The 16,555-nt window shown below is 63.9% G+C and carries 16 protein-coding genes; 9 read left to right on the top strand and 7 right to left on the bottom strand.

Annotated elements, in window-relative coordinates:
* Positions 1 to 70 precede the first annotated feature (70 nt).
* Positions 71 to 1,198, bottom strand: coding sequence for a mandelate racemase/muconate lactonizing enzyme family protein (locus WBR68_RS02280; RefSeq protein ID WP_127183683.1), 1,128 nt, complete (start codon positions 1,196 to 1,198; stop codon positions 71 to 73).
* Between the two features lie 158 nt (positions 1,199 to 1,356).
* On the opposite strand from WBR68_RS02280, the gene WBR68_RS02275 reads away from it, so the two are divergent.
* Positions 1,357 to 2,247 (top strand): LysR family transcriptional regulator, encoded by an 891-nt coding sequence (locus WBR68_RS02275; RefSeq protein WP_127183682.1) that lies wholly within the window; start codon positions 1,357 to 1,359, stop codon positions 2,245 to 2,247.
* On the opposite strand, the gene WBR68_RS02270 is transcribed toward WBR68_RS02275, so the two are convergent.
* Positions 2,244 to 3,443 (bottom strand): amidohydrolase family protein, encoded by a 1,200-nt coding sequence (locus tag WBR68_RS02270; protein WP_127183681.1) that lies wholly within the window; start codon positions 3,441 to 3,443, stop codon positions 2,244 to 2,246. The two genes, WBR68_RS02275 and WBR68_RS02270, sit on opposite strands and share 4 nt — an antisense overlap.
* A gap of 64 nt (positions 3,444 to 3,507) precedes the next feature.
* Positions 3,508 to 3,705, bottom strand: a complete 198-nt coding sequence (locus tag WBR68_RS02265; protein WP_082134365.1) for a hypothetical protein — start codon at positions 3,703 to 3,705, stop codon at positions 3,508 to 3,510.
* Positions 3,706 to 3,904: 199 nt separating this feature from the next.
* Here WBR68_RS02265 and WBR68_RS02260 point away from each other — a divergent pair, with 199 nt between their 5' ends.
* On the top strand, positions 3,905 to 4,402 hold the full coding sequence (locus tag WBR68_RS02260) for an ASCH domain-containing protein (protein ID WP_050447317.1): 498 nt from the start codon (positions 3,905 to 3,907) through the stop codon (positions 4,400 to 4,402).
* Positions 4,403 to 4,678: 276 nt separating this feature from the next.
* A complete protein-coding gene (locus tag WBR68_RS02255) occupies positions 4,679 to 5,020 on the top strand; it encodes a virulence factor (protein WP_083447383.1) in 342 nt (113 codons plus the stop codon).
* Positions 5,021 to 5,236: 216 nt separating this feature from the next.
* Here the strand turns inward: WBR68_RS02255 and WBR68_RS02250 are convergent, their stop codons facing one another.
* From WBR68_RS02250 to WBR68_RS02235, 4 genes are all read right to left on the bottom strand, one after another.
* Positions 5,237 to 5,485 (bottom strand): hypothetical protein, encoded by a 249-nt coding sequence (locus WBR68_RS02250; RefSeq protein WP_082134366.1) that lies wholly within the window; start codon positions 5,483 to 5,485, stop codon positions 5,237 to 5,239.
* Between the two features lie 230 nt (positions 5,486 to 5,715).
* Complete coding sequence (gene serS, locus WBR68_RS02245; protein WP_230693427.1) at positions 5,716 to 7,062, bottom strand: serine--tRNA ligase; 1,347 nt, start codon at positions 7,060 to 7,062, stop codon at positions 5,716 to 5,718.
* 45 nt (positions 7,063 to 7,107) lie between these two features.
* On the bottom strand, positions 7,108 to 8,448 hold the full coding sequence (locus tag WBR68_RS02240) for a replication-associated recombination protein A (RefSeq protein ID WP_127183679.1): 1,341 nt from the start codon (positions 8,446 to 8,448) through the stop codon (positions 7,108 to 7,110).
* Positions 8,449 to 8,536: 88 nt separating this feature from the next.
* Positions 8,537 to 9,328 carry a deaminated glutathione amidase gene (locus WBR68_RS02235; protein ID WP_083447384.1) on the bottom strand — a complete coding sequence of 264 codons (792 nt, stop codon included), beginning with the start codon at positions 9,326 to 9,328 and terminating at the stop codon, positions 8,537 to 8,539.
* Positions 9,329 to 9,495: 167 nt separating this feature from the next.
* Here WBR68_RS02235 and WBR68_RS02230 point away from each other — a divergent pair, with 167 nt between their 5' ends.
* The 6 genes from WBR68_RS02230 to WBR68_RS02205 all read left to right on the top strand — a co-directional run bounded on the left by WBR68_RS02230 (position 9,496) and on the right by WBR68_RS02205 (position 16,542).
* Positions 9,496 to 10,809, top strand: a complete 1,314-nt coding sequence (locus WBR68_RS02230; RefSeq protein WP_230693426.1) for an amino acid deaminase — start codon at positions 9,496 to 9,498, stop codon at positions 10,807 to 10,809.
* Between the two features lie 116 nt (positions 10,810 to 10,925).
* Positions 10,926 to 12,485 (top strand): ABC transporter substrate-binding protein, encoded by a 1,560-nt coding sequence (locus WBR68_RS02225; RefSeq protein WP_230693425.1) that lies wholly within the window; start codon positions 10,926 to 10,928, stop codon positions 12,483 to 12,485.
* Between the two features lie 230 nt (positions 12,486 to 12,715).
* Positions 12,716 to 13,657 (top strand): ABC transporter permease, encoded by a 942-nt coding sequence (locus WBR68_RS02220; RefSeq protein WP_046803377.1) that lies wholly within the window; start codon positions 12,716 to 12,718, stop codon positions 13,655 to 13,657.
* Between the two features lies 1 nt (position 13,658).
* Positions 13,659 to 14,534 carry an ABC transporter permease gene (locus tag WBR68_RS02215; protein ID WP_050447197.1) on the top strand — a complete coding sequence of 292 codons (876 nt, stop codon included), beginning with the start codon at positions 13,659 to 13,661 and terminating at the stop codon, positions 14,532 to 14,534.
* 2 nt (positions 14,535 to 14,536) lie between these two features.
* The gene (locus WBR68_RS02210; RefSeq protein ID WP_230693424.1) at positions 14,537 to 15,544 is read left to right on the top strand and encodes an ABC transporter ATP-binding protein; all 1,008 of its coding nucleotides are present in this window, start codon (positions 14,537 to 14,539) and stop codon (positions 15,542 to 15,544) included.
* Positions 15,541 to 16,542 carry an ABC transporter ATP-binding protein gene (locus WBR68_RS02205; protein ID WP_230693423.1) on the top strand — a complete coding sequence of 334 codons (1,002 nt, stop codon included), beginning with the start codon at positions 15,541 to 15,543 and terminating at the stop codon, positions 16,540 to 16,542. The genes WBR68_RS02210 and WBR68_RS02205 overlap by 4 nt, the downstream gene beginning before the upstream one ends.
* The last annotated feature ends 13 nt before the right edge of the window (positions 16,543 to 16,555 follow it).

Genomic DNA, 16,555 nt, shown 5'->3' with positions numbered 1-16,555 from the left:
TTGTCTCCTCGCGCCGGCCTCGAAGGCCGGCTGCTTGTTTTGAAAAGGCGCCGCTTGCCGCGGCCGGTGTTCAACGACTGATGCGGACCCACTTGCCAAACTTTTCGACCATGCCCTCTTCGAAGCTGAAGCCCAACCCTGGCTCTTGGTGCAAGACCACGCGGCCCTGCTTGTGAGTCAGTTGCCGATCAATCAGCTTGCGGAAATTCAACACCTGGTCATCCCAGAAAAATTCGACGTATCGCGCGTTCGGCGTCGCCGCGACCAAGGGCGCGTGCACGTCGTGGAACCAATGCGGGCAGACCACCACGCCGTAGCTGGCGGCGGTGGCCGCAATGCGCTTCCACTCGGTGATGCCGCCGCACACCGCCGCATCGGTCTGCAGGATGCCGGCCGCGCCCTTGTCGAGCAGTTCCTTGTGATACCAGCGGCCATAGCCGATTTCGGCCGTGGCGATCGGCAGATGCGTCAGCCGCGCCAGCTTGGCGTGGCTGTCGATATCGTCCGGCCCGAAGGGCTCTTCGATGAAATAGGGCTCGTACTGCTCAAAGCGGCGGATGTACTGCATGGCCTGGGTCACGTCCTGCCAGGCGTTGTTGCAGTCCATCATCAGCTCGACGTCGGGGCCCACGGCCTCGCGCGCCGCCTTCAAGCGCGCCTCTTCCTCGCGCGGGGACAGGCGGCCGGTCTTCATCTTGACGGCGCGAAAGCCCTTGTCCACATAGCTGGCCATTTCCTCGCCCAGGTGCTGCGGCGTCTTGCCGTCCAGGTAGTAGCCGCCGCTGGCGTAAGCAGGCACGGTTTCCAGTTCGACCGCGCCCAGGAATTTGTGCAGCGGCAGGCTGGCCGTCTTGGCGTTCAGGTCCCACAGCGCAATGTCCAGCGCGCTCAATGCGCGCATCACGGTGCCCTGGCGGCCTTGCAACAACGCCTCTTGGTACATGGCTTGCCACAGGCCTTCGACGGCGTGTGAATCGCGGCCCAGCAGCACCGGCGCCAACAGGCTTTGGACGGCCGCTTCGAAGATGGCGCCGCCGGCACTGCCCACGTAGCAAAAGCCGATGCCTTCCACGCCGTCGCTGGAACGGACCTTGACCAGGCCGTAGTGGCGGGTGGACACGCTGCGGTTCGAAAACGACGTGACTTTGTCCAGGGGCACCGCGGCGGCGCAAACGTCGATGGATTCAATAATGGGCACGGCAAGCTCCTTGATGGCGGGATTCCAACGGGCGACGCCGGCGCAGCGTGCGCGGGCGGATCGCTCTGGACGTATTCTTCCCGCCGCCAAAGAAAACAACAATTATCTTCACCCATCTTTAGAATACGAAAAAAACATCTTCACCAAGGGCAAGCGCCGTGGACTCCCGCTTTCTTCAAACCTATGTGCATGTGGTGGAGCTAGGCTCCATCGCCCAGGCCGCGCGCCATCAGGGCTTGACCCCCGCCACCGTGCAGCAGCGACTGCGCGCGCTGGAGGGCGACGTGGGCAGCGCCCTGATCGCCCGGTCTGGCCGCACGGTCAAGCCCACGCCTGCCGGCATCCGCATTCTTGAGCGCGCCCGCCATATCCTGCGAGATGTGCGCGACCTGCGCTCGGCGGCCAGCGACACCGAGCTTCCGGCCGGCCCCTTGCGCCTGGGCGCCACGCCCACCGCGCTGACCGGCATCATGCCGCCCGTGCTGCGCACCTGGGTGGCCCGCCATCCCCATATCGAGATCTACATCGAGCCCGCGCCCACCACCCTGCTCTACAGCAAGGTGCTGTCCGGCGAGCTGGATGGCGCGCTGCTGGTGCACCCGCTGTTTGCATTACCCAAGACCTGCGACTGGCGCGACCTGCGCCACGAACCTCTGGTGCTGGTGACGCCCGCCGACATGAAAGTGCGCGACCCGCTGGCCGTCATCGCGCGCGAGCCCTATATCCGCTATGACCGCAGCGTGGTGGGCGGCAAGATGGCCGACGACTATCTGCGCACGCACAACCTGCGGCCACACGTGCGCTTCGAGCTGGACGGCATCGATTCCATTGCGAAACTGGTGGCCGAGGGGCTGGGGGTGGCGGTGCTGCCCGACTGGGCCGTCATGGGCGAACCGACCGCGCGAGTGAAGCGCTGGCCCTTGCCGGTGCCCTGCCCGGTGCGCACGGTGGGCGCGATCTGGCAGCGCGCCGGTGTGCGTTCGGAACTGATGCGGGCGTTCGTCGCATTGACCGAATCGCAGCTGGGTTTGACGCGCGATCAGGCTTAGGCGATGGCGTCCTGGCCATTACGGGCGGCCACCACGCCGTGGGTCACGACCAGACGGCGCGGCTTGCGCGTGACCACGGCTTCGGCCACGCAACTGGCGTCGACCAGCACCAGATCAGCCCGCGCGCCCGGCATCAGGCCGTAGTCCGCAAAGCCACAGGCGCGCGCGGCGGCGCCGGTGACGCAATCAAACGCCCATTCCACTTCGTCGTCGCGGCGCAGATCGTTGCGCAGGCCGATCATCATGGCGCGCGCCAGCATGTCGGGGCTGCCATACGGCGTCCAGGTATCGCGGATGCCGTCATTGCCGCCGAAGATCGTCACGCCTGCCTCGCGGCAAGCTCGCACGCTTGGCACCGGCCGCGACGGTGGGGCCGTGGTCAACACCGCAACGTCCAGCGTCGCCAGCCGTTTGAGCAGTCCCTCCAGCCGCTTGGCGTCAATGCCGCCCAGACAGAAAGCATGGCTGATGACCACCTTGCCTTGCATGCCCAACGCCTGGACGCGATCCAAAATCAGATCCAGCGTGAAAGCACCCAGTTCGCCGGGCTCGTGCAGATGGATGTCGACCGGCTTGCCATGCTTGTCGGCCAGGCCGAACAGCACATCCAGGGATTGGGCGGGGTCGCGGTCGATGGCCGACGGGTCCAGTCCGCCCAACACATCAGCGCCTTGCGCCAGCGCCTGGTCCAACAGGTCGGCCGTGCCGGGGCGCACCAACAAGCCCGATTGCGGAAAGGCCACGGTCTGGATTTCCACGCGGCCCGCCAAGGCTTCGCGGGTGGCATGCACGCCATCCAAATGGCGCAGGCCCGCGTCGGTGTCCACGTCAACATGGCTGCGGATGCGGGTGGTGCCTTCGCGCAGGAAAGCCAGCGCCAACGCGCGCGCATGGCTGGCCGCGTCGTGGCCGGTACTGGCTCGCCAGGTGCGTTCGTTTTCTATGCGGTCGGTCAGGGCGGGGCCAACCGCATTCACATACCAAGGCGAATCCCAGTTGGTCTTGTCCAGGTGGGTATGGCCTTCAACCAGCCCCGGCAACAGCAAGGCGCCGCCGCCATCCTCAACAGGAAGGTCGGCTGGCGCCTGGATACCCGATTGGATTTGCAGGATGCGCCCACCGCGCACCAACACATCGACAACATCGGCGGCATTGTTCGCCACAACGCGGACGTTTTTCAACAGCAGGTCGGTCATGGATTTTTCCCGGACGAACGAAAGCGGCCGGCCCGAAAGGCCGGCCACGTATCAGCCCAAAGGTTCAGACTTGTGGCGGTTCGATCCAGAAGAAGCGTTCGCCTTGGCGGACCATATCCGCTACGCCCTCGGCGCCGATGCGGTAGTCCGAGCCCATCAGCGATGCGCCGCCGTCTTCATGGATGTGGATAACGGCCAGCGGGTCATTGGCCATCGTGTACCAGTAGTAACCGGGCTTGAGATTATGCAGGTCTGTAGTCATTGCTCGAGTATACAAACAACACTGGCGGTACAAAAAGACAACATAAATACACAGCCTGCCTGACAGCATGAACTCGACACGTCATACTGCCTGCTCCTGATCTGAATTAGCTGGTGCATTTGTCACACATCGGTTGAAAGCCAAACGCAGTACGCGGACGTTGTATGCGGACGCCGACCGAGAGGAGAACAGCGGGCCCATGAAAAGGCAGTCACTTCAATTCAGCGAACCGCTCAAGCAAGCCGTCCTGGCTGGCTTGAAAGTGCAGAGTCGCCGCATTCTGAAGCCCCAACCCTCCAAACCCACGACGGTTTGGTATGCGGACGCCGCCGATTCCGGCCGCTGGGTGGCAATGGGTCCTAATCGCGATAACCCCTGCGAATTACGCAAAACGTCCAGCTGGGTCAGGTGCCCTTACGGAAAAATCGGCGAAAGCATTATCCTGACCGACGAGGCGGGTAATGGATTCGCAACGGCGCTTATTGTGGGGGTACGCATTCAGCGCCTGCAAAGCCTGACCGAAGCCGACGCGCGCGCCGAGGGCACGGAAGCCATGTACCAATCCTCGGCGTTATTACCGGGCGTTCCCCTTCAAACAGCGTTTGCGTTGATGTGGTGCGAACGCTACGGTTCGCACGCCTGGGCGGCAAACCCTTGGGTCTGGGTCGTGGAATTCCGTGGAGCTCAGGCAATTTGACGCGACCGCGCCACATTACCCGCCGTGATAGTGACTGACTGTAACGTCTCTACCTGACTTCATCTGATTCCACTCCATTTCAATCGATTTCAGGTGTGCTTCTACCAGAGCGCAAGCACTATCTTGCGCCGCAGCAGAAAGCCAGCCTGTCGGCAGGGGACGGTTGCGGATTGTCGCTATTGAGGGTGCGCCGCTTACGAATCCTTGACCGAAAAGCCCGAAAATAGGCACGTCGAATACTCAACTATGCTGTGTCGCGCAGCAGGCAGGTGCAACATGAAAAAATGGCTTATTGCTGGTGCCGGTGCCGCGGGTCTGCTGATTTCCAGCCTGGCCTTCGCCCGAGTGGATGTGGGAATTTCCATCGGCCTGCCCGGCGTGGTGTACCCCGCCCCGGTGTACGTGGCGCCCGCTCCTGTTTACGTGGCGCCTCCCCCTCCCGTGTACTACCGTCCCGCGCCCGTCTATGTGGCGCCTCCGGTGGTTTACCCCGCCCCGGTCTATTACCGTGGCGGTCCCCACTGGCGCGGCGGCCCGCCCCCGCGTTATTACGGCCCCGGCCCCGGCCATTACCGTGGCCATGGCCATGGAAAGGGACACGGCGACTGGCGCCGTTAAAAAGCAAAGGCCACTCTTACGAGTGGCCTTTTTCCGTTAGGGCATTGTCCGGTGCCCCATTGGATCGACTATCAGGCCGCGGGGGCCCGTACCGGCTTCTCCACCGCAACGGCGGATTTTTGAGACACCTGATTGGGCTTGGCATCCGCCCAACGCGGTGATTCCTGAACAAGATCAATCCATCTGCGGGGCGCACTGGACGCCCGCCACCAACCATTATGCGGACGCATGGGCAAACTCCGGTTCACCGTTAAAACGCACACCATTGATTTCTTGGAACAATTGACGGCTTTCCTGTTCTGCTTCGTGCAAGTCTGAGAACGGTGCCTGTCCCGGCACTGTCCAGCATTTTTCCGGCGCGGTTCCGCCTACTCGGCGGGTCCATATCTGCACGCGGTAGCCCTGTTCGTCTTCACGAGCCACAGAGCATCTCACACGAAAATCTCCAATCATTCTTGAAGTCATGGACAACTCCTTGTTATATAAGTGAATGAAGCGTGTAGAACGCGGGTGTATTGTGCCGCATCTATCCGGCCCTTTTATTAAAAATACACAATTGCTCACATCAAAATCATGCACTTACCCGCGTAGCATAATGAGCAAAAACGACAGCAATATGTCGACATGATAAAAAAAAACGGAGCCCAAAGGCTCCGTTTTCTTATCAGCCATATGGCCGATAGACGCGGCGCACGTCAGGGTTTCAGCACCGTCAAACCGCCCATATAAGGCTGCAACGCCTCGGGAACCAATACGCTGCCGTCAGGCTGCTGATGATTTTCCAGCACGGCGACCAACGCCCGACCAACGGCCAAACCCGATCCATTCAGCGTGTGGACGAATTCCGGTTTACCTTGGGCATTACGGAAACGCGCCTGCATGCGACGGGCCTGGAAAGTTTCGCAATTGGACACCGACGAAATTTCGCGCCAGGTATTTTGCGCAGGCAGCCACACTTCCAGGTCATAGGTCTTGGCCGAGCCAAAGCCCATGTCGCCGGTGCACAGCAGCATGACGCGGTACGGCAGGCCCAGCAATTGCAGGACGCGCTCGGCATGGCCGACCATGTCTTCCAACGCTTCGTAGGACTGGTCCGGCTGCGTGATCTGCACCATTTCGACCTTGTCGAACTGATGCTGGCGGATCATGCCGCGAGTGTCGCGGCCGCCGCTGCCGGCTTCGGAACGGAAGCACGGCGTATGCGCGGTGAGCTTCAGCGGCAGGTCGGCGGCGGCCTGGATGGTATCGCGCGCCACGCTGGTCAGCGTGATTTCCGACGTGGAGATCAGGTATTGGTCTTCACGCACGTAAGGGTTGCCCGCGGCATCAACCTTGGGGTCGTCATCGCCGCCGCCCTTGGACACGGCGAACATGTCGTCCTTGAACTTGGGCAACTGGCCCGTTCCATACAAGGTGGATGCGTTGACGATGTAAGGCGTATAGCACTCGGTGTAGCCGTGCGTACCCGTTTGCAGGTCCAGCATGAACTGGGACAGCGCGCGGTGCAGGCGGGCAATGGGGCCGCGCATGAACGAGAAGCGCGCGCCCGACAGCTTGGCGGCCATGTCGAAATCCAGGCCCAGCGGTTCGCCGATGGCGACGTGGTCACGCGCCTCGAACGCCAGCGCGGGCGGGTTGCCGTCGGCACCCGCTTCGCCCGGCAGCCAGCGACGGACCTCGACGTTGTCGTCGGCGGATTCGCCCAAGGGCACACTGGCGTGCGGCAAGTTCGGCACCGACATCAGCAGGTCGTTAAGCGGCGCCTGCAAGGCAGCCAGCTCTTCTTCCAGCTGCTTCAGGCGGACAGGCACCGCCTGCGATTCCGCCATGACGGCGCTGGCGTCTTCACCCTTGGCCTTCAACTGACCGATCTGCTTGGCCAGCGCGTTGCGGCGGGCTTGCAGGGACTCGGTTTCGGTCTGGACGGCCTTGCGGCGAGACTCCAGGTCGTTGAACCGTTCCGTGTCGAAGGACACGCCACGGCTCTTGAGGCGGTCGACGACGGTTTGCAGGTCTTTGCGCAGCAGTATCGGGTCTAGCATGTTGATGTCGGTTGAGGTTCTAGTGAAGGCAACAGGCAGGGCCCGTTACCGGTTCTTGGCGCGTTCCTGTGCGTCCAGCTCGCGCAGGAATGCCAACTTTTGCTGGATTTTAGCCTCCAGGCCGCGATCGGTCGGCCGATAGAAGGAAGGCTTGAGTCCATCAGGGAAATATTGTTCGCCAGCGGCGTAGCCGTGCGGCTCGTCGTGAGCATAGCGGTAGGCCTTGCCATGGCCCAACTGCTTCATCAATTTGGTGGGCGCGTTGCGCAGGTGGATGGGCACCGGCGCGCTGCCGTGTTCAGCCGCGAACTGGCGCGCCTGGTTGTAGGCGTTGTAGACGGCATTGGACTTGGCGGCACACGCCATGTAGACCACCGCTTGCGCCAGGGCGAGCTCGCCTTCGGGCGAACCCAGGCGCTCATAGATGTCGGCGCCGTTCACGGCCAGGTCGGTGGCGCGCGGGTCGGCCAGGCCGATGTCTTCCACCGCCATGCGAACCAGGCGGCGCGACAGGTATTTGGGATCGGCCCCGCCGTCGATCATGCGGCAGAACCAATACAGCGCGGCGTCGGGATTGGAGCCGCGCACCGATTTGTGCAGCGCGCTGATCTGGTCGTAGAAAGCGTCGCCGCCCTTGTCGAAACGGCGCAGGTTCTGCGACAGCGATATTTCCAGCCAGGCCGCATCCACGGTGTCGCGGCCCGCCGACTGCGCGGATTCCGCCACGACTTCCACCGCGCTGATCAAGCGCCGCGCGTCGCCGTCGGCCCAGGCGGCCAATTGCTCGCGCGCGTCGGGCTCGATGCGGATGGCTTCGCCGTCATCCAGCCCTTCGTTCAGCGCGTGTACCGCGCGGTCGACCAACTGCTGCAATTCCTCGGGCGATAGCGATTGCAGCACGTACACCCGGGCCCGCGACAACAGCGCCGAATTGACTTCGAAGGACGGGTTTTCGGTGGTGGCGCCGATGAAGGTGAACAGCCCGCTTTCCACATAAGGCAAAAAAGCGTCCTGCTGCGCCTTGTTGAAGCGATGCACCTCGTCCACGAACAGAATGGTGCGGCGGCCCTGGCCTTGCGCCACCTGCGCCACCGTGACGGCTTCGCGGATGTCCTTGACACCGCCCAGCACCGCCGAAATGGCGATGAACTGCGCATCGAAGCCATCAGCCATCAGGCGCGCCAGCGTGGTCTTGCCCACGCCGGGCGGCCCCCAGAAAATCATGGAATGCGGACGGCCGGACTCAAACGCCACGCGCAGCGGCTTGTCAGGACCCAGCAGGTGCGACTGCCCGACCACATCGGACAAGGAACGCGGGCGCAGGCGCTCGGCCAGGGGCACATAGGGCCGATGCGCAGGATCGGCCGCGAAGAGATCGTTGCTCATTGGCAGCAGATGGGGGAAGACGGCAAGAAATACAAGTCAGCATTACACCATGACCGCCGCCTTTGCCCCGGGAAGCAAGCGGCCGTGCCTAAGCCAGTTCGGGCGGTGCGAAGCGGCGGTTGGCCAGCACCGGCAGCACCTTGCGCGCATGTGCCAGGCGTTCCGGGTCGATATCGGCAAACACCAGCGCCGGCGCCTCGCCCGCGCGCGCCGTCACCACGCCAAGCGGGTCCACCACCATGCTGCAGCCGATATTGCGTTCACCGCATTCCCCGGTGGCCGCCACGTAGCAGGTGTTTTCCAGCGCGCGTGCCGTAACCAGCACTTCCCAATGCATTTCCTTCAGCGGGCCGCGCACCCAGGCCGCCGGCAGCACCAGCAGGTCGGCCCCGTCCAGCGCCAGGCGGCGCGCCAATTCAGGGAAGCGCACGTCGTAGCAGGTCATGAGCCCCACGCGCAGGCCGGCGATGTCCAGCAACGGCGGAAGCTCGGTGCCGGCCGTGACGTTGGTGGATTCCTTCATCGTGAAGGCGTCATACAGGTGCAACTTGCGGTATTGCGACACGATGCGGCCGTCCTGGACGGTAACCAAAGTATTCCAGACCCGCCCTTCGCCTGTTGGAACGTGCACGCACATCATGGTGGCAAGCGACGAACCACGGCTGGCTTCAAGCAGCCGGGTCATGAAAGGGCCGTCCAGCGGCTGAGCCGCTTTCAGCACGATTTGCGGGTCGGTAATGTCGCGGGCCAGGATGCCTTCGGGCAAGACCAAAAGCCCCGCGCCGCCTGCGCGGGCGCGCTCCATCAGGTCAATGCAGACCTGCGCGTTTTCTTCCCAGACCCGGCTCACGGCGAACTGGCCCAAAGCGACTTTCAACATGGCTTTTCCTTCATGGAGCGCGGTGATTTCGCGAACTGCTTATTGTCGCGCCAACCTGCCCCTGACGCAGCCTACGGGTAAGCCCTAGCTGCCGCTTGTAAATTTCTTTCACGATAATGAAAAAAACAAACTTTCACGTAAATATTTTCCAGACCCGAGCGCCCGCCATGACGAATTCATCTTCCCCCGCCGCCTTGTTGGATGTGAACGGCAAAGGCCTGGGCGCGTTCCCCGAGTCCTGTACGACGGCCGGTGTGGCCGCGCTGAACTGGAACCTGCTGAACGAAGACGTCAGCCTGCCCGTGGCGGTGTTGTACGAAGCGCGCGTGCGCCACAACCTGCAATGGATGCAGCAGTTCATGGAGGCGTACCACGTCAAGCTGGCGCCCCACGGCAAGACCACGATGAGCCCCGCCCTGTTCAAGCGCCAGATCGACAACGGCGCGTGGGGCATCACACTGGCCACCGCGCCGCAAGTGCTGGCCGCGTATCAACACGGCATCCGCCGCGTGCTGATGGCCAACCAATTGGTGGGCCGCGCCAACATGGCCATCATTGCGCGCCTGCTGCAAGACCCCGCGTTCACCTTCTTCTGCATTGTCGATTCGCCCGCCAACGCCGCCCAGTTGGGCAAGTTCTTCGGTGAACAGGGCCTGACCCTGCCGGTGCTGATCGAACTCGGTCCCACGGGCGGACGCACCGGCGTGCGCGACGACGCACAGTTGCAGGCCGTGGTTGAAGAAATCGGCCGCTGGCCCGCCCTGGCACTGGCCGGCATTGAAGTCTATGAAGGCGTATTGCAGGAAGAAAGCGCCATCCGCGCCTTCCTGCGCCGCGCCACCGATGCCCTGCGCGGGCTGGCCACCGCCGGCCGCCTGCGCAAGAACGGCCCTGCCCTCATCTCTGGCGCGGGTTCGGCCTGGTTCGACGTGGTGGCCGAGGAATTCTCGCAACTGGATATCGGCGCGCCGCTGGAAGTGGTGCTGCGCCCCGGTTGCTACCTGTCGCACGACGTGGGCGTCTACCGCTCGGCGGCTGAACGCATCAACGCCCACAACCCCGTGGCGCAAAAGATGGAACCGGGCCTCTTGCCCGCCTTGCAGGTCTGGGCCTATGTGCAATCACTGCCCGAACCCGGCCGCGCCATCATTGCCCTGGGCAAGCGCGACGCCGCGTTTGACGCCGGCCTGCCCACGCCCGCCCTGCACTTCCGACCCGACCTGACGCGGCCCGGCCTGACGCGGCCCGACCTGACGCGGCCCGACCAAGACACGCCCAGCGCGGCGCCGCAAGCGTGGAAGCTGACCGCCATGATGGACCAGCATGCCTTCATGCAGATCGCCGACGGCGACGACATCCAGGTCGGCGACATGATCGCCTTCGACATTTCCCACCCCTGCCTGACATTCGACAAGTGGCGCCAGGTGCTGCTGGTGGACGAGCAATACCGCGTCACCGACGTCGCTGAAACCTTTTTCTAGAACGCCCCCGCACGCCGCACCGCGCCTGGCCCGAGGGGGCTGCTGCAAACACACCGGGATCCCGGCGCATACCCAATCACGCGACAACCTGTTTTTGACCCTCTGGAGAGAGAATCATGAACTTCCGACCCTCCCGGCGAGGCAGTGGGCTGACCAGCCTGCTCGCGGCCGGCGCTATTGGCTTGACCGCATTGACCTCCCCCGCCCTGAGTGCCACGCCGGTCAAGGGGGGCACGATATCCGTCGCCACCATCGGTGAACCCCCCACGCTGGACCCGATGAGCAGCACCGCCGACCTGGTGGGGATCCTGACGCAGCATTTCTTTGAAACGCTCTACACCTTCGACGCCAAGTGGAACCTGACACCGCTGCTGGCCGAGAAGATGCCGGACGTCACCCCCGACGGCCTGGTCTACACGATCCCGCTGCGCCAGGGCATCACCTTCCATGATGGTTCGAAGATGGATTCGTCAGACGTGCTGGCGTCTCTGAAGCGCTGGACCGAAACCGCCACGCGCGGCAAGGGCGCGGCCAAGGTCATCAGCAGCATTGAAGCGCCTGACGCCAACACCATCCGCATCACGCTGAAGCAACCCTATGCGCCGCTGACCGCCCTGCTGGCCCTGAACAACGCCGCGGCCGTCATCATGCCCAAGAGCAAGATCGCGCCGGTGCTGACCGAATTCGTCGGCACGGGGCCTTACCAGTTGAAGGCCCGCATGCCGGACCAATACATCCAGCTGGTGCGCTTCGACGGCTACAAGCAACGCGAGGGCGAGCCCGACGGTTATGGCGGCGCGCGCAAGCAGTACCTGGACGAAATCCGCTTCGTGCCGGTCAGCAACGCCAACACCCGTTCCGAAGCCGCTGCCGCCGGCCAGTTCGACTACGTCGATTCGCTGCCCGTGGAAGCGCTGGAAAAGCTCAAGGGGGGCCGTTCTGATCCGGTGATGTTGAAGCCCTTCGGCTGGCCGCGTCTGGTGCTCAACACCAAGCAAGGCATCATGTCCAACCTGGCCGTGCGCCAGGCCGTGCAGTTGGCGCTGAACGAAGAAGACATGCTGTACGCCGCCTTCGGCAACAAGGACTTCTACAAGCTGAACGGCGACCTGTATCCGGAAGGCTATCCGTGGGCCACGTCGCTGGGCGGCAAGGTCTACAACAAGGCCGATTCCGCCGCTGCCAAGAAGCTGCTGGACGGCGCCAACGTAGCCGACAAGAAGATCCGCATCCTGACCAGCCAGCAGTACGAGTTCCATTACAAGATGGCGCTGGTGGCCGCGGAATACCTGAAGGCCGCCGGCTTCACGGTGGACATGCAGGTGGTGGACTGGGCCACGCTGACGCAGCGCCGCCAAGACCCCGCCGTGTGGGACATCTTCATCACCCACAGCGTGTTCCTGCCGGAACCCGCGCTGATCGACTTCCCGTCGAAAGATGCGCCGGGCTGGTGGGATACGCCGCGTCGCGCCCAGGTCATGGACGCTTTCAACCAGGCCCGCACGCAGGAAGAACGCATCAAGCGCTGGGCCGACGTGCAGCAAGCCGTGTATGAGGAGGTGCCGTTCGTGAAGGTCGGTGACTTCAACGCCCAGTCCGCACGCTCGCCGTCGCTGCAAGGCACCAAGCCCGCCCCCTGGCCGTTCTTCTGGAACGCCTGGAAAAGCCCCAAGTAGGATGGATGAAGCGCGGCATGCCCTGGGCAAGAACCCGATTGCCTGCCGCGCGCAACCCATCAAGCAGCGGTGGGTTCTTAACGGCTTTGGCCACAACATCACCGCTGCTTGATGGGTTACGCGCGATGGACGTCGTTGTTCTGATTACCGGCCTGCCGCGCTCCACCCATCCTACGAGCCGCCGTGCCGAACCAGTCGCCGTGTCGAATGACGCTTTTTAGGACTTTATCGTGTTGCGTTATCTTTTAAACCGCTTGGTCGGGCTGGTGGCTGTGATGTTTATCGTCGCGACCATTGTGTTCGTCATTATTCGCGTCACGCCCGGTGACCCGGCCGCGGTGATGCTGGGGCCGCAGGCCAGCCAGCAGGACATCGCGGCGCTGCGCGCGCAGTTGGGGCTGGACCAGCCCATGGCGCTGCAATATGTGTCGTGGCTGGGCAAGCTGGTGCAGGGTGACCTGGGCCAGTCCATCTTCATGAACAAGCCCGTGCTGTCGGCGCTGGCCGACCGCGCCGAACCCACGATACTGCTGACCTTGATGTCGCTGCTGATCGCCAGCGCCATCGCGCTGCCCGTGGGTATTCTGTCCGCGGTCAAGCGCGGCACCACGCTGGACCAGTCGGTGCTGTCGTTTTCGATGTTTACCTCCAGCGTGCCCAGCTTCTGGCTGGGCTTGCTGCTGATGCAGATTTTCTCGGTCAAGCTGGGCTGGCTGCCGGTGTCGGGCTATGGCGGTCCGGACGCATCGCTGGCCACGCGCCTGTCGCATTTGATCCTGCCCGCCGTGGTGCTGGGGCTGGTGAATTCCGCGCTGATCACTCGCTTCATCCGCGCCAGCATGCTGGACGTGCTGCGCGACGATTACGTGCGTACCGCGCGAGCCAAGGGCCTGCCGGAAAGCAAGGTCATCTTGAAGCACGCCGTACGCAACGCGCTGATCCCCATCCTGACCGTGCTGGGGCTTACCACCGCGCTCTTGATCAGCGGCGCCGTCGTAACCGAAACCGTGTTCGGCCTGCCCGGCGTGGGCAGCCTGGTGGTGTCCGCCGTGCTGCGCCGCGACTATCCCGTCATCCAGGGAGCGCTGCTGATCATCGCGGCCATCTACGTCCTGATCAATCTGATCATCGACCTGCTCTACCTGCTGGTCGACCCACGGGTGCGCTACTGATATGGCTATTGCAACTTCTCCCCAATCCTCGGGCGGCGCCGACCGCTGGCAGGTGCTGCGCCTGTTGGTATCGCGCAAGACCGTGCTGTTGAGCCTGATCGTGATCATCGTGCTGGTGGCCGCCGCGCTGCTGGCGCCGTGGGTCAGCCCGTACGACCCGTTCAAGCTGTCCATCATGAACCGGCTGAAAGCGCCGGGCGCCGCGCACTGGTTCGGCACCGACGACTTCGGCCGCGATGTGTTCAGCCGCGTCATCTACGGCGGCCGCCTGTCGCTGATGGTGGGTTTTTCGGTGGTGATCGTGTCCAGCGTGCTGGGCATTGCACTGGGCCTCATCGCCGGCTTCTTCCGCTCGGCCGACAAGTTCGTGTCGCGCCTGATCGACGCCATGATGGCCTTCCCGGACATCCTGCTGGCGATCTCGCTGGTGGCCGCGCTGGGGCCGTCGCTGATCAACGTGGTGATTGCGCTGGGCATCGTCTACACGCCGCGCCTGGCCCGCATCGTGCGCGCCTCGACGCTGGTGATCCGCGAACTGCCTTTCGTGGAAGCCGCCCGCGCGCTGGGCGTGCCCACCTGGCGCATCGTCACCGTGCACGTGTTGCGCAACCTGGTGTCGCCCATTCTGGTGCAAGGCACGTTCATCTTCGCCTACGCGATTCTGGCCGAAGCCGGCCTGTCGTTCCTGGGCGTGGGCGTTTCGCCCGACATTCCCACCTGGGGCACCATGATCAACGCCGGCCAGCAATACATGGGCTCGGCCGACTGGATCATGGTTTTTCCCGGCATTGCCATTGTGCTGTCCGTGCTGTCGCTGCAATTGGTGGGCGACGGACTACGCGACGTACTCGACCCGCGCCTGCGCAAGGAGCTGTAATCATGACGGCAAGCACCCGAGACGTCGTGCTGTCCGTGGAAGGGCTCAAGACCTGGTTCCACAGCCGCGACGGTATCGCCAAGTCCGTGGACGGCGTCACCTTCGACCTGGCCCGCGGTGAAACGCTAGCCATCGTGGGCGAATCCGGATCCGGCAAATCCGTGACCAGCCTGTCCATCATGGGCCTGTTGCCCAAGCCGGCGGGCCGCATCGAAGCGGGCAAGATCCTGTTCCGCGACCGCCAGGGCGTGCAGCATGATCTGGCCCATGCGTCGTCCGCCACCCTGCAAAAGATACGCGGCGCGGAAATCGCCATGATCTTCCAGGAGCCCATGACCAGCCTGAACCCGCTGTACACGGTGGGCGACCAGATCGCCGAAGCCGTGTTGCAGCACGAAGGCGGATCCTACGCGGCAGCCATCAAGCGCGCCCGCGAAATGCTGGAACGCGTGGAGATTCCCGCCGCCGACCGGCGCGTCAATGAATACCCGCACCAGATGTCGGGCGGCATGCGCCAGCGCGTGATGATTGCACTGGCACTGGCCTGCAACCCGGCGGTGCTGATCGCCGATGAACCCACCACCGCGCTGGACGTCACCGTGCAGGCGCAGATTCTTGACCTGCTGCGCCGGCTGCAAAAAGAGATGAACATGAGCATTCTGTTCATCACGCACAACCTGGGTGTGGTGGCGGAAATCGCGCATCGCGTGGCGGTCATGTACGCCGGGCGCGTGGTGGAAGACGCGGGCGTGTACGACCTGTTCGAAAAGCCCACGCATCCGTATACCCGCGGCCTCTTGTCCTGTCTGCCCACGGCGGCGCTGCTGGCTTCCGGTGAGCGCCTGCGCGCCATCCCGGGCAACGTGCCCAGCGTGCTGTCGCTACCGGCCGGCTGCACGTTCGCGCCGCGCTGCGACATGGCAGCCGACGATTGCCGCGCCGCCGTGCCCGATTTGGTGGCCGTGCAGGCTGAACACCGCGCGCGCTGCATCAAGGTGAACCCGATATGACTAGCCCCCAAGCCACCGTGCGGGCCGAAGACCCGCTGGTCCGCATTGAAGATCTGAAAGTCCACTTCCCCACGTCGCAAGCGCGTCATGCGCCCGTCGTGCGCGCGGTGGACGGCGTCAGCTTTGACGTGCCCCGCAACACCATCGTTGGCCTGGTCGGTGAATCCGGCTCGGGCAAGACCACGACGGGACGCGCCTTGCTGCGCCTGTTCAAGCCCACCGCCGGCCGCCTGCTGTTCGACGGCCAGGACATCACGCATCTGAACGAAAAGCAGATGCTGCCGTGGCGCCGCCGCATGCAGATTGTGTTCCAGGACCCCTACGCCAGCCTCAACCCCCGCATGACGGTGGCCGAGATCCTGGGCGAGGCGCTGGACACGCACAAGCTGGCGCAACACCGCCGTTCGGCCCGCATCGGCGAACTGCTTGAGCGCGTGGGCCTGAACGCGGACCACAGTCGCCGCTATCCGCATGAATTCTCGGGCGGCCAGCGCCAGCGCATCGGCATTGCACGCGCCCTGGCGGTTGAGCCCGACTTCATCGTGGCGGACGAACCCGTGTCGGCGCTGGATGTGTCGGTGCAGGCGCAGGTGCTGAACCTGCTGCAAGACCTGCAACGCGACCTGGGCCTGACGATGCTGTTCGTAGCCCATGACCTGGCCGTGGTGGACTACCTGTGCGACGAAGTGGTCGTGATGTACTTGGGCCGTGTCATGGAACGCGGCCCCACCAGCGAAGTCTACGCACGCCCGCGCCACCCCTATACTCGCGCGCTGCTGTCGGCCGCGCCCGTACCGGATCCGCGTGCGCCGCGTTCGCGTATTCTGCTCAAGGGCGACATCCCCAGCCCGATCAATCCGCCGTCCGGCTGCGTGTTCCGCACACGTTGCCCCCACGCCACCGACGCCTGCGCCACCATCGAGGCGCAAGCGGTGGAAGTGGGTCCGGGCCACTTTGTGGCCTGTACGCGCCTTGACGCCCCCGAGCTGGCAGCCTAGCCACTGCACCAAA

Source organism: Achromobacter sp. JD-1 (assembly GCF_038594925.1).
Taxonomy (GTDB): Bacteria; Pseudomonadota; Gammaproteobacteria; order Burkholderiales; family Burkholderiaceae_B; genus Achromobacter; species Achromobacter spanius_C.
This window is presented reverse-complemented; position numbering and strand designations above follow the sequence as displayed.

Excerpts from the sequence above, each read along its gene's own strand:
- WBR68_RS02265 (WP_082134365.1), bottom strand. The coding sequence starts at position 3,705 with ATGACTACAGACCTGCATAATCTCAAGCCCGGTTACTACTGGTACACG.
- WBR68_RS02270 (WP_127183681.1), bottom strand. The coding sequence starts at position 3,443 with ATGACCGACCTGCTGTTGAAAAACGTCCGCGTTGTGGCGAACAATGCC.
- WBR68_RS02215 (WP_050447197.1), top strand. The coding sequence starts at position 13,659 with ATGGCTATTGCAACTTCTCCCCAATCCTCGGGCGGCGCCGACCGCTGG.
- WBR68_RS02225 (WP_230693425.1), top strand. The coding sequence starts at position 10,926 with ATGAACTTCCGACCCTCCCGGCGAGGCAGTGGGCTGACCAGCCTGCTC.
- WBR68_RS02235 (WP_083447384.1), bottom strand. The coding sequence starts at position 9,328 with ATGTTGAAAGTCGCTTTGGGCCAGTTCGCCGTGAGCCGGGTCTGGGAA.
- WBR68_RS02255 (WP_083447383.1), top strand. The coding sequence starts at position 4,679 with ATGAAAAAATGGCTTATTGCTGGTGCCGGTGCCGCGGGTCTGCTGATT.
- WBR68_RS02210 (WP_230693424.1), top strand. The coding sequence starts at position 14,537 with ATGACGGCAAGCACCCGAGACGTCGTGCTGTCCGTGGAAGGGCTCAAG.
- WBR68_RS02260 (WP_050447317.1), top strand. The coding sequence starts at position 3,905 with ATGAAAAGGCAGTCACTTCAATTCAGCGAACCGCTCAAGCAAGCCGTC.
- WBR68_RS02230 (WP_230693426.1), top strand. The coding sequence starts at position 9,496 with ATGACGAATTCATCTTCCCCCGCCGCCTTGTTGGATGTGAACGGCAAA.
- WBR68_RS02250 (WP_082134366.1), bottom strand. The coding sequence starts at position 5,485 with ATGACTTCAAGAATGATTGGAGATTTTCGTGTGAGATGCTCTGTGGCT.
- serS (WP_230693427.1), bottom strand. The coding sequence starts at position 7,062 with ATGCTAGACCCGATACTGCTGCGCAAAGACCTGCAAACCGTCGTCGAC.
- WBR68_RS02205 (WP_230693423.1), top strand. The coding sequence starts at position 15,541 with ATGACTAGCCCCCAAGCCACCGTGCGGGCCGAAGACCCGCTGGTCCGC.
- WBR68_RS02240 (WP_127183679.1), bottom strand. The coding sequence starts at position 8,448 with ATGAGCAACGATCTCTTCGCGGCCGATCCTGCGCATCGGCCCTATGTG.